The sequence below is a fragment of the Lentzea alba genome (genome assembly GCF_047445655.1).
Taxonomy (GTDB): domain Bacteria; phylum Actinomycetota; class Actinomycetes; order Mycobacteriales; family Pseudonocardiaceae; genus Lentzea; species Lentzea alba_A.
Window position 1 is genome coordinate 395,321 of record NZ_JAJAEG010000004.1, and the last position, 10,613, is coordinate 405,933.

General features: G+C 69.8%; 13 protein-coding genes. 4 read left to right on the plus strand and 9 right to left on the minus strand.

The features are described 5' to 3' along the window. Positions 1–19: 19 nt before the first annotated feature. Together LFM09_RS09550 and LFM09_RS09555 are read right to left on the minus strand one after the other, a co-directional pair. A complete protein-coding gene (locus tag LFM09_RS09550; RefSeq protein ID WP_414095962.1) occupies positions 20–1,696 on the minus strand; it encodes a sensor histidine kinase in 1,677 nt (558 codons plus the stop codon). Continuing rightward, a complete protein-coding gene (locus tag LFM09_RS09555; RefSeq protein ID WP_414095985.1) occupies positions 1,689–2,372 on the minus strand; it encodes a response regulator transcription factor in 684 nt (227 codons plus the stop codon). Before LFM09_RS09555 ends, LFM09_RS09550 begins: the two co-directional genes overlap by 8 nt. Positions 2,373–2,468: 96 nt before the next feature. On the opposite strand from LFM09_RS09555, the gene LFM09_RS09560 reads away from it, so the two are divergent. Beyond that, positions 2,469–3,377, plus strand: coding sequence for a trypsin-like serine peptidase (locus LFM09_RS09560; protein WP_414095963.1), 909 nt, complete (start codon positions 2,469–2,471; stop codon positions 3,375–3,377). Here the strand turns inward: LFM09_RS09560 and LFM09_RS09565 are convergent. Further along, positions 3,340–4,254: an LLM class flavin-dependent oxidoreductase gene (locus LFM09_RS09565; RefSeq protein ID WP_414095964.1), complete on the minus strand. Its 915-nt coding sequence runs from the start codon at positions 4,252–4,254 to the stop codon at positions 3,340–3,342. The two genes, LFM09_RS09560 and LFM09_RS09565, sit on opposite strands and share 38 nt — an antisense overlap. A gap of 18 nt (positions 4,255–4,272) precedes the next feature. Here LFM09_RS09565 and LFM09_RS09570 point away from each other — a divergent pair, with 18 nt between their 5' ends. Next, on the plus strand, positions 4,273–4,650 hold the full coding sequence (locus LFM09_RS09570; RefSeq protein ID WP_414095965.1) for a VOC family protein: 378 nt from the start codon (positions 4,273–4,275) through the stop codon (positions 4,648–4,650). On the opposite strand, the gene LFM09_RS09575 is transcribed toward LFM09_RS09570, so the two are convergent. Beyond that, on the minus strand, positions 4,647–5,060 hold the full coding sequence (locus tag LFM09_RS09575; RefSeq protein WP_414095966.1) for a hypothetical protein: 414 nt from the start codon (positions 5,058–5,060) through the stop codon (positions 4,647–4,649). The two genes, LFM09_RS09570 and LFM09_RS09575, sit on opposite strands and share 4 nt — an antisense overlap. 37 nt (positions 5,061–5,097) lie before the next feature. Further along, the gene (locus LFM09_RS09580; RefSeq protein ID WP_414095967.1) at positions 5,098–5,679 is read right to left on the minus strand and encodes a TetR/AcrR family transcriptional regulator; all 582 of its coding nucleotides are present in this window, start codon (positions 5,677–5,679) and stop codon (positions 5,098–5,100) included. A 45-nt stretch (positions 5,680–5,724) separates the two neighbouring features. On the opposite strand from LFM09_RS09580, the gene LFM09_RS09585 reads away from it, so the two are divergent. Further along, positions 5,725–6,942: an MFS transporter gene (locus LFM09_RS09585; RefSeq protein WP_414095968.1), complete on the plus strand. Its 1,218-nt coding sequence runs from the start codon at positions 5,725–5,727 to the stop codon at positions 6,940–6,942. On the opposite strand, the gene LFM09_RS09590 is transcribed toward LFM09_RS09585, so the two are convergent. From LFM09_RS09590 to LFM09_RS09605, 4 genes are read right to left on the minus strand one after another with little or no spacing between them, the layout of a single operon-like run. Next, positions 6,827–7,453 (minus strand): CoA transferase subunit B, encoded by a 627-nt coding sequence (locus LFM09_RS09590; RefSeq protein ID WP_414095969.1) that lies wholly within the window; start codon positions 7,451–7,453, stop codon positions 6,827–6,829. The genes LFM09_RS09585 and LFM09_RS09590 overlap by 116 nt on opposite strands. Then, positions 7,440–8,198, minus strand: a complete 759-nt coding sequence (locus LFM09_RS09595; protein ID WP_414095970.1) for a CoA transferase subunit A — start codon at positions 8,196–8,198, stop codon at positions 7,440–7,442. Before LFM09_RS09595 ends, LFM09_RS09590 begins: the two co-directional genes overlap by 14 nt. Then, complete coding sequence (locus LFM09_RS09600; RefSeq protein ID WP_414095971.1) at positions 8,195–9,319, minus strand: acetyl-CoA C-acetyltransferase; 1,125 nt, start codon at positions 9,317–9,319, stop codon at positions 8,195–8,197. Before LFM09_RS09600 ends, LFM09_RS09595 begins: the two co-directional genes overlap by 4 nt. Positions 9,320–9,328: 9 nt before the next feature. Then, positions 9,329–9,619, minus strand: coding sequence for a muconolactone Delta-isomerase (locus LFM09_RS09605; RefSeq protein ID WP_414095972.1), 291 nt, complete (start codon positions 9,617–9,619; stop codon positions 9,329–9,331). A 194-nt stretch (positions 9,620–9,813) separates the two neighbouring features. Between LFM09_RS09605 and LFM09_RS09610 the strand changes: the two genes are divergently transcribed. After that, positions 9,814–10,575, plus strand: a complete 762-nt coding sequence (locus LFM09_RS09610) for an IclR family transcriptional regulator C-terminal domain-containing protein (protein WP_414095973.1) — start codon at positions 9,814–9,816, stop codon at positions 10,573–10,575. The last annotated feature ends 38 nt before the right edge of the window (positions 10,576–10,613 follow it).

A 10,613-nucleotide genomic window follows, 5' to 3' on the forward strand; every position in this document is an offset into this window, starting at 1 on the left:
TTGTGAGGAAAATATGCGCTCAGCGTGCCGCTAACGTGATCGTGAACGTGGTGCCGCGCGCGGAGCTCTCCACGGTGATCGTGCCGCCGTGAGCGCTCACCAGGGCGTGCACGATCGCGAGTCCCAGGCCGCTGCCGCCGGTGTCCCGGGTGCGCGAGCGGTCCGCGCGCCAGAACCGGTCGAACACGTGCGGCAGGTCCTCGGCCGAGATGCCGGAACCGGTGTCGCTCACCGTGATCCGGCCATCGCCTGCCCACAACCTGACTGTGCCGTCAGGTGGCGTGTAGCGCAGTGCGTTCGTGACGAGGTTGGTGAGGATCTGCCGCAGCCGCACGGGATCCGCCTGCACGACCCCGCCGCCCTCGGCGATCACCGTCGGGTGCGCGGCGACGAGCTGGTCGAACACCTCGCGAAGGTCGACGGGCGACGGGTGCAGCCGCAGCTCACCGGCGTCGGCCAGCGCGAGGTCCTGCAGGTCGTCGATGAGGTGCTGCAACACCAGTGCCTCGTCGAGCAGGGCGGTCAGCGTGGTGCGATCCAGCTCGACCACCCCGTCGCGGGCGCCCTCCAGCCAGCTGCGGATCGTGCCCAGCGGGTTGCGCAGCTCGTGGGAGATGTCGCTGGTCATGGCCTTGCGCTGGGCGTCGGTGCGGGCCCGGTGCGCGGCCATGTCGTTGAACGCCCGCGCGAGCTGCCCGATCTCGCTGCGCGACCGGATGTCGACCTGGGCGTCGTCCGCGCCGTGTTGCATGCGTTCGGCGGCGGCTGTGAGCGTGCGCAACGGCCTGGTCATGCGCAACGCGACGACGAGGCTGACGCCGACGGTCAGGATCAGCACGATCGTGGCGACCAGCACGATCCGGCCGACGTCGAACTTCACGACGGTCGCCTGCGTGGTCCTGCCCGCCGCGTCCGTGACGAACAGCAGTGCCGGCGGCGCCACGTAGGGCTGAAGTTGGGTGCGGCGGGCGCTGGCCAGGCATTCGGCGTTCGACGCGACGGGCTGCCACGACTCGTTCATCTTGATCTGCTCGGCAGGCAGCCCGCGTTGGCGCAGGCAGGCTTGCACGGACACGTTGAGGTCGTTGAACGCCGCCGACTCACCCAGTGTGAGCGTGCTCAACCGGTTCGCGGCGTCGATGCACCCCTGGGTCGAGGGTGCGGGCTGGGTCCTGTCCACGTTCACAATCGGGCGGCCCCAAGGGGTTGCGCGCATCACCTCGGCCTGGCCGGGGCCGACGCACCGGAACGTGTAGAGCTGCCAGTCCGCCGTCAGGCCCGCCTTCTCCTGGTCGGTCAGGTGGAACGGTCCGGCGATGCGCGCGTCGATCCGGTCCGCCGGCGGGTCCTGGGCCTGGGCGAGGTCGAGCTCCAGCGGGTTGATCACGGCGGACGGCGACGCGGGCAGCTGGCTCGGGTCGAGGTTCGTGCCGGTGTCCGCGATGAGCTTGCGGTCCGCGGTCGTGAGGATCAGGCGGCGGTTGCCGGGCGGCAGCGTGACGCCGTCCCAGGACCGGTGTTCGACGGCGAACGTGATCAACGAGCGGTAGGTGGCGGCATCGCCTGCCAGCGCGGCGCCCAGCTCCTGCTTGATCGACGTCGACGTGCTCTGCGCGGCCAGCCACGCGGTCGCGGTGATCGAGCAGATCGCGACGAGCACCGACGCGGCCAGCAGCCGCGCCAGGACGCTATGCACCGGAACCGTCCACCAGCTTGTAGCCGACGCCGTGCACGGTCAGCAGATACGCGGGTTTGCGGGAGCTGACCTCGATCTTCTTGCGCAGGTTCATCACGTGCGCGTCGATCGTGCGTTCGGTGATGTACCCGTCCAGGCCGTGCACGGCGCTCAACAGCTGCGCGCGGCTGAACACACGGCCGGGGCTCGCGGCCATCGTGTGCAGGATCCGGAACTCCGAGGCGGTGCAGTCGACCGCCGCGCCCCGCACGTGCACCTCGTGCCGCTCGGGGTCGATCCGCAGGTCGCCGAGCGTGACGTCGGGGGAGCCGCTGATCCGCTGCACGCGCCGCAGCAACGTCCGCACGCGGGCCATCAGCTCGCGCGGGCTGTACGGCTTGGTGACGTAGTCGTCGGCACCGAGATCGAGGCCGTGCAGCAGATCGTCCTCCGTGGACTTGGCGGTGAGCATGAGCACCGGGACGCCGGACTCGTTGCGCAGCGTCCGCACGACATCCAGGCCGTCCACTTTGGGCATCATCACGTCGAGGATGAGCAGGTCGGGCGGGTTGCGGCGGATCTCGTCGAGCGCGGCCGCGCCGTCGTGCACGACCCGCACCTGGTAGCCCTCCTGGCGCAGGTATCTCCCGAGCATGTCGGCCTGCATCACGTTGTCCTCGGCCACCAGAACGCACATGCCCATGCTGCGCAACATAGTCACTCGCGCCGCCGCCGCACGGTATGAGGACTTCATCCGCACAAGATCCTCACAACTCACTGCCACGGTGTCGGCATGCGAATACTCAGCGTGGTTGTGTTGCTGCTCCTCGGCGTTCCCGGTGTGGCAGCGGCCTCCTCCTCTGACGTGGTGGTGCACGATGTCGACACCAACGGCGTGGCGGCCTACTGGACACCCGAACGAATCGCGGCGATGCCGACCGGGCCCGCCGCTCCGCCCGGAACCCCTGCCGCCGACGGCCCGGACGGCGCGCCCGGCCCGCTCAGCCGAACCATCGGCAGGCTCTTCTTCGTCGACCGCGACGGCGAGGACTCGAGTTGCACGGCCACCCTCGTGGTGAGCGCTAACAGGCGCACGGCCGTCACCGGCGGGCACTGCGTCCACACGGCGAACCTGATCGGCCAGGATCCGCGCTGGCACATGAAACTGCTGTTCGTGCCCGGTTTCCGGGACGGTGCGCGGCCGTTCGGCGAGTTCGTCGTGCGGTCGGTGGTGGTGAGCGGCACCTGGATCACCGACGACCAGCAGGGCGAGTACGACCAGGCGTTCCTGGTGCTGGACAAGCCGTCTTCTGTCAGCGAGAACATCGCGTTCGGACGGCCGGGGGACCGGCCGGCGTACGAGTACGGCTATCCGCGGGCGGCCGGTCAGCCCGGTCACCAGGGGCGGCCGGAGTTCACCGGTCAGCGGCTCGCGCAGTGCTGGGGAACACCGGCGCGCAACCCCGGGCACCCCGAGTTCCCCGAGGACAACGTCTGGGGTGTGCGGTGTGACATGGGCGGCGGCTCCAGTGGTGGTCCGCGGATCAGCGGTGGTGCCGTTGTGGGCGTGAACACCCAGAGCTTCCACCTGGACGAGAACGGTCAGTGGGCCTCGCCGGGTGAAGGCGTGCGGCACCTCGGCGGGCCTCAGTTCTCGTGGAAGATCACGGCGCCGCTGTACCTGCGGGCGTCAACGCGGTAGCGATCTGGGCGACCAGCTCGTAGCTCCGGCGGCGATCCGCGTGGTGGTAGATCGGCGAGGTGATCATCAGCTCCTCGGTGGCGGTCTCGTCGAGCACCGCCTGCAACCGGCGAGCGATCGTCTCCGGACCGCCCACCAGCACGCGGCCGTCGTCGGGGTTGGGGTGCGCGGCCGCGTCCTGCGGGCTGGGCAACAGGATCCGGTTGCCCTCGCGGCGGCTGCGCACCTTCGTCCGGATCGGCCCGGCGAGCCACTCGGCCCGTTCGTCGGTCTCCGCCGCGATCACCGACACGCTGACCAGGTCCGCCTTGCAGGTCTGGTCCGGGCTGAGATGCCGGGCTAACGCGAACGGCACACCCAGCTCGGCGGCGAGCTCGGCAGTGCCCGGCGACGACCCGAGCAGCCACAGCTCCGGCACGTTGCCGCCCTTCACCGGCACCGCGACGGTCCCGGAAGGGTCGAGCAACGCCTGCAGCTCCTCCAGCTGGGAGCGGTACGGCTCAGATGTCCGGCGCAGCGTCGCGACCACGTGCGGCGCCCCGCCCGGCGCCCGGCCGATGCCGAGATCGATGCGGCCGGGATGCAGCGCCGCGAGCGTGCCGAACTGCTCTGCCACCACGAGCGGTGGGTGGTTCGGCAGCAGCACCCCGCCCGAGCCGACGCGCAGCCGCGATGTGAGCGTTGCCAAGTGCCCGACCAGGACGGCGGGCGCGGAGCTGGCCACCCCGCGCATGCCGTGGTGCTCCGGTACCCAGTACCGGTGAAACCCCAGCTCTTCGGCCAGCTCCGCGAGATCAACCGTGTTGTGCAGCGCCTCCCGCGGCGTCGAACCCTGCACGATCGGAGAAGTGTCGAGCACCGACAAGCGCAGCCCCATGCCCTGCACACTAGGGGGATGCGCATTGATCGGCTCGACCATCTGGTGCTCACCGTCGCGGACCTCACCAAGACCATCGGCTTCTACGCCGGCGTGCTCGGCATGGAGGAGGTCACGTTCGGGGACGGCCGCAAAGCGCTCAAGTTCGGCACCGGCAAGATGAACCTGCACGAGGCCGGCCACGAGTTCGAACCCAAGGCGCGCCAGGCAGTTCCGGGCAGCGCCGACCTGTGCTTCATCACCGAGGACAAGCTCGACGACGTGATCGCGACACTGCACGAGCACGGGATCGCGATCATTGAGGGCCCGGTCGACCGCACCGGCGCGACCGGAACGATTCGCAGCGTGTACGTCCGCGACCCCGACGGCAACCTGGTCGAGATCAGCAACTACTAGCAGCGCTCGTCGGTCTGACCCCAGTAGACGTTGCCGTCACCCCACACCTCGCCGTACCCGCGCGTGCACTTGGTGATCGTCTTGGTGCTCTCCGACCAGACTTCCTGCTTGTTGGTGCCGTTGACGTTGCTGCCGTAGTCGATCTTTCCGTTGACCATCATCGCGGCGCTGGAGAAGAAGCTGCCCGGCTTGGAGGCGTGCGAGTCCCACACGTAGGTGTAGGCCCAGTTCTTGCCGCAGCCGGCGAACTGCTTCACCGAGGCGAGGGTCGTGCTGCCCTTCTTCACGTACCCGGTGGAGCCGATCTGCTTGGCGTCGGCACAGCCCGGCACCCGTTCGGCCTGGGCCACACCGGCCGACGCGAGCAGGGAGAGCGCCACCGCGGGCAGGACCAACATTGCTTTGCGCATGCCTCACGGTGGCGCGCGCCGGTTAGGCGGCGGTAAATCAACCTTCGCCGAGTGAAGTAACGGTTCCACTATGTGCGGTGATCGCGATTTCCGCCAATTTCCTGGCACGCGGAATCGCCTCGTCCGGCCGGGAACCGAGCAAGAGCCGGACGAGGACTCCCTCGTAGACGATCGCCACGTCCTCGACGACGGAGCGCACCCCGTTCAGCCCCGCCCCCAACTCGGTGAGCCGGTGCGTCAGGTGCTCCTTGTGGCTGCGTGCGACCGCAACGGCCGGATGTCCTGCCGGCAGCTGCAGCAGACCGGCGACCTGCGCGCAACCCTGGTCCGAGCCGTGGTCGCGGCACCATTCGAGCAGCGCGTCGAACACCGAGAGGACTCGCTCGTGCGGTGTCGCGGCGTCGGCGGCGACCCGTTCCCACGTCGCCCGCCACAGGTGGTCGCGCCGCCGCAGGTACGCCTCGACCAGGCCGTCCTTGCCGCCGAAGTTGTTGTAGACCGAGCCGAGCGCGACCCCGGCCCTGTCCACGACGGCGTCCACGCCGGTGGTCGCGATGCCGTCGCCGTAGAACAGCTCGTCGGCCGCGCTGAGGATGCGTTCTCGCGCTGAAGGGGACACGGGGTTAGGGTAATGCTAGAACTCTCGTTCTAGTTGGAGAGGGGTATGAGGCAGGTAACGCTGATCTGCGCGGGGACGGCACTCATCGGTGTGTGCTACGGCTTCGCGCGATTCGCTTACGGCCTCTTCGGGCCCGTGTTCCAGCGGCAGTTCACGTTGGACGCCACGCTGCTCGGCACCATCGGCGCGGGCAGCTATGTCGGTTACGGAGTCGCGATCACCGCGGGGTTCGTGCTGACGAACCGGCTCGGCCCGCGGGTGGTGGCGGCCGCGGCCGGGGCGCTCGCCGCGGTCGGCACGGCGTTGGTCGCGACGTCGGTCAACGGCGCGATGCTCGCGGTCGGCATCCTCGTCGCGGGAGCCAGCACCGGCCTCGCCTCACCGCCGATGGCCGAGGCGATCGCCCGCGCGGTCGACAGCGAGCGGCAGGACCGCGCCCAGTCGGTGGTGAACGCGGGAACCGGTATCGGCGTGCTGCTGTCCGGGCCGATCGCGATGGTGCTGCTCGACGGCTGGCGGTTCGCCTGGGCGACGTTCGCGGTGCTGTCCGCCGCCGTGACGTGGTGGATCGTCGCGACGGTGCCGCGTGGCCGGCACCTCCAAAGCTCCGAGCGGGGGAGTCTCTTCCCGCCGGGCGCGGGCCCCGTGCTCGTCGCCGCGTTCCTGCTGGGCCTGGCGAGCTCGGCGGTCTGGACGTTCGGGCGTGACGTGGTGCAGGCAGGTCCGACCGTGGCCACGATCATGTGGTCGCTGATCGGGCTGGCCGGGATGCTCGGCGCGTTCAGCGGGCACCTGACCGGCACCGTCGGGCTGCGCACCTCGTGGACGCTCGTGCTCGTACTGCTCTCCGCCACGACCGCGGCGCTCGCGCTGTGGCCCGCGAGCGTGATGGTGACGCTCGTAGCGGCCGGCCTGTTCGGCGCGGCCTACATCACGCTGTGCGGTGTGCTCCTGGTGTGGAGCACGAGGGTGCACATCGGCAGGCCCGCGACCGGTGTCGGCACGTCCTTCCTGATGATCGCCGTCGGACAGGCCGCCGGTGCGCCGCTGGCCGGCGTGGTCGTCGACCACACCGGCCATCTCAGCGCGTTTCTCGCCTGTGCCGCCGTCGGACTGCTCGGGGCAGCGGTCCGGCCCGGCGAGAGGCTCACGCGACCAGCTGTGCAGCAGTGCGTTGGCGCACCGTCTCCTCGTCCACACCTGGTGCCAGTTCGACGAGCCGCAGACCGTCGTCCGTCACGTCGAACACACCGAGGTCGGTGATCACCCGGTCGACGCACGCCTTGCCCGTCAACGGAAGCGTGCACTCGTCGACCAGCTTGGGGCTGCCGTCCTTGGCGTTGTGCGTCATCACGACGATCACCCGCCGCGCGCCGTGCACCAGGTCCATCGCGCCGCCGATGCCGGTCACGAGCTTGCCGGGCACCGCCCAGTTCGCGAGGTCGCCGCGCGCCGACACCTCCATGGCGCCCAGCACCGCCACGTCGACGTGACCGCCGCGGATCATGCCGAACGACAGCGCCGAGTCGAAGAACGACGCTCCCGGCAGGACGGTCACGGTCTCCTTGCCCGCGTTGATGAGATCGGGGTCGACGTCGGACTCCACCGGATAGGGGCCCACGCCCAGGATGCCGTTCTCCGACTCCAGCACCACCTCCACGCCGGGCGGCAGGTGGTTCGGGATCAGGGTCGGCACGCCGATGCCGAGGTTGACGTACTCGCCGTCGCGGAGCTCCAAGGCCGCGCGGGCGGCCATCTCGTCACGACTCCACATTGCGCACCGTCCTGAACTCCACGCTCTTGTCGGCCACCTGCTCCGGGGACAGCTCCACCACCCGTTGCACGAAGATGCCGGGCAGGTGCACCTCGTCGGGGTCGATGGCGTCGACCAGCTCCTCGGCCTCGGCGATCGTGACGCGGCCGGCCATCGCGGCCAGCGGGTTGAAGTTGCGGGCCGACTTCTCGAACACCAGGTTGCCGAAGCGGTCCGCGCGCGCCGCCCGCACCAGCGCGAAATCGGTGCGAATGCTGTGCTCCAGCACGTACTCGCGGCCGTCGAACGAGCGCACCTCCTTGGGCGGCGAGGCGACAGCGACCGTGCCGTCCGGGTTGTAGCGCCACGGCAGGCCGCCGTCCGCGACGAGCGTGCCGACACCCGCGGGCGTGTAGAACGCGGGAACGCCGGTGCCGCCCGCGCGCAGCCGTTCCGCGAGGGTGCCCTGGGGGATCAGCTCCACCTCGATCTCGCCCGCGAGGTACTGGCGGGCGAACTCCTTGTTCTGACCGATGTACGAGCCGGTCACCCGCGCGATCCGGCCGGCGGAGAGCAGGACGGCGAGGCCCTGGTCCATCGCGCCGCAGTTGTTCGACACGATGCCCAGCGAGCCGACGCCCTTGTCGTACAGGGCGTTGATGAGCACCTTGGGCACACCGCACAACCCGAAGCCGCCTACCGCGACGGTTGCGCGATCGTCCACATCGGACACCGCCTGCGCCGCGGAGGCCACCACCTTGTTCATGCCACCCTCTCGAAAACCGCCGCGAGGCCCTGGCCTCCACCGATGCACATCGTCTCCAGCGCGTACCGCCCGTCGCGCCGCTCCAGCTCACGCAGCATCGTCGCGAGAATCCGCGCGCCGGTCGCACCGACCGGGTGGCCGAGCGCGATGCCGGAACCGTTGACGTTGAGCCGGGAGTGGTCCGTGAGACCCCACTCCCGCGTCACCGCGAGCACCTGCGCGGCGAACGCCTCGTTCAGCTCGATGAGGTCCATGTCGTCCAGCTTCAGGCCCGCGACCTGCAACGCACGGGCAGACGACGGCACCGGGCCGATCCCCATCCGCGACGGCTCAACTCCTGCGGACGCCCACGACACCAGCCGTGCCAGCGGTCGCAGTCCCAGCGAGGAAGCCCGCTCCGGAGTGGTCACCACGCAGGCCGCCGCGCCGTCGTTCTGACCGCTCGCGTTGCCAGCGGTGACGGTCGCGCCCTCGATGTCCATGACGGTCTTCAACGACGCGAGCTTCTCCAGCGTCGACCCCGGCCGCGGGTGCTCGTCCGCGACGAAGTCACCGACCGGCACCAGCTCGTCGGTGAAGCGGCCCGAGGTCTGGGCGGCGACCGCGCGCTCGTGGCTGCGCAACGCCAGTTCGTCCTGCTCAGTCCGCGAAATCCCGTACTCGCGACGCAGGTTCTCCGCGGTCTCCAGCATCCCGCCGGGGACCGGGTGGTTGACGCCGCCCGCGGTCACCCGGCCGCGCGCCAACGCCTCCACTCCGGCGTTCGACATGCTCTCCACACCGCCCGCGAGCACGAGGTCCTGGGCGCCGGTCTGCACCGCCGTCGCCGCGTTGATCACGGCCTGCAAGCCTGATCCGCAACGCCGGTCCAGCTGCACACCCGGCACGCCGACGCCGAGACCGGCGTCCAGCGCCACGACCCGGCCTATCGCGGGAGCGTCCATGGTGGGGTAGCAGTGGCCGAGAACCAGATCGTCCACATCGGACGGTTCGAGACCGGTGCGGCGCATCAGCTCGCGGACCACCACAGCGCCCAGCTCAGGTGCGGTAACACCCTTGATCGCACCGTTGTAGCGGCCGACCGGTGTCCGGATCGGCTCGCAGATGACGGCGTCACGCATCAACGCTCCTCACGATTTCGGGGCCTCCAGGTCTGATGGGTGCTGCGCCAGCGGCGTGACCTCGACCCGCATGAACTCCCACAGCGGTAATGACGACAGGAAGGCGTGCAGCTCGTCGTTGGACGGCACGTCGAAGACCCCGATCTGGGCGTTCTGCCCGACGACCCGCCACAGATGTGGCCACACCCCGAGTTTCTGCAGCTCCAGCGCACGTTCCCGCTCGGCCGTGACGAGCTCGGCGCGGCGGTTTGGGTCGAGGTCGTGGGGGAGCGAGACGTCCATGCGCACGTGGAAGAGCAACGGTGACCTCCTGGTGAGGGCGGCTCTCGGTCGAGCAGCCGCGGTGGCAGGGAATACCCGCCGCCACGGCGGTCGAAGCGATTGGCACGGCCGTCACGCTCTCCTCCTGTACGCTGTGCGTACAATCTGTACGCGGTGCGGTTAACACGAGGGTGCACCTGCTGCCTGGCCGCTGTCAACGGGAGGATGGGCCGATGGACGACCGCGACTTCATCCAGAGCATCGAGCGCGGGTTCGCGGTGCTGCTCGCGTTCGACGAGGAGCGGGTCAACCCGAACCTGGCGGAGCTGGCCGCCGCCACCGGTCTGTCGAGGCCTGCCGTCCGCCGGATCCTCCTCACGCTGCAACGCCTCGGCTACGTGCGCAACGACGGCAGCAGGTGGTCGCTGACGCCGCGCGTGCTGAGCATCGGACAGCACTACTCAGCCTCCAACGCGATGATCGAGACGGCCCATCCGCACCTGCTGGAACTGTCCGCGAAAACCGGGGAATCTGCGTCGCTGGGTGCGTTGGACAGGCGCGACGCGGTCTACGTCGCCCGCGTCCCGGTGCGGCGGATCATGAGCATCAACGTGTCCATCGGCACCCGGATCCCCGCGTTCGCGACGTCGATGGGGCGGGTGCTGCTGGCGTGGGCGCCGGACGCGGTCGTGGAGGACGTCATCGCGGGCGGAATGCCTGCGTTGACGAAGCACACGGTCACCGATCCCGGCGAGCTGCGGGACGTGCTGCGCGACGTTCGCTCGGACGGGTGGTCGATCGTGGCGGAGGAGCTGGAGATCGGCCTGCTCTCGGTGTCCGCGCCGGTGCGCGACAGGTCCGGCGAGGTGGTCGCCGCGCTCGCCTCGTCCACGTCCGTGGGGCGATCATCTGTTGAGGCGATCCGGTCGGATGTGGTGCCATTGTTGGTGGAGACCGCGGACCGGATCAGCGCGGACCTGGGCCATCGGCACTAGCCTCGATCTTTCGCCTGGTTGCCGGGTGAGGTGCTGGC

Bases quoted from the DNA above. Each gene is read 5' to 3' on its own strand.
- LFM09_RS09555 (WP_414095985.1), bottom strand. From the start codon at position 2,372: ATGTGCGTTCTGGTGGCCGAGGACAACGTGATGCAGGCCGACATGCTC.
- LFM09_RS09560 (WP_414095963.1), top strand. From the start codon at position 2,469: ATGCGAATACTCAGCGTGGTTGTGTTGCTGCTCCTCGGCGTTCCCGGT.
- LFM09_RS09565 (WP_414095964.1), bottom strand. From the start codon at position 4,254: ATGGGGCTGCGCTTGTCGGTGCTCGACACTTCTCCGATCGTGCAGGGT.
- LFM09_RS09570 (WP_414095965.1), top strand. From the start codon at position 4,273: ATGCGCATTGATCGGCTCGACCATCTGGTGCTCACCGTCGCGGACCTC.
- LFM09_RS09575 (WP_414095966.1), bottom strand. From the start codon at position 5,060: ATGCGCAAAGCAATGTTGGTCCTGCCCGCGGTGGCGCTCTCCCTGCTC.
- LFM09_RS09585 (WP_414095968.1), top strand. From the start codon at position 5,725: ATGAGGCAGGTAACGCTGATCTGCGCGGGGACGGCACTCATCGGTGTG.
- LFM09_RS09590 (WP_414095969.1), bottom strand. From the start codon at position 7,453: ATGTGGAGTCGTGACGAGATGGCCGCCCGCGCGGCCTTGGAGCTCCGC.
- LFM09_RS09595 (WP_414095970.1), bottom strand. From the start codon at position 8,198: ATGAACAAGGTGGTGGCCTCCGCGGCGCAGGCGGTGTCCGATGTGGAC.
- LFM09_RS09600 (WP_414095971.1), bottom strand. From the start codon at position 9,319: ATGCGTGACGCCGTCATCTGCGAGCCGATCCGGACACCGGTCGGCCGC.
- LFM09_RS09610 (WP_414095973.1), top strand. From the start codon at position 9,814: ATGGACGACCGCGACTTCATCCAGAGCATCGAGCGCGGGTTCGCGGTG.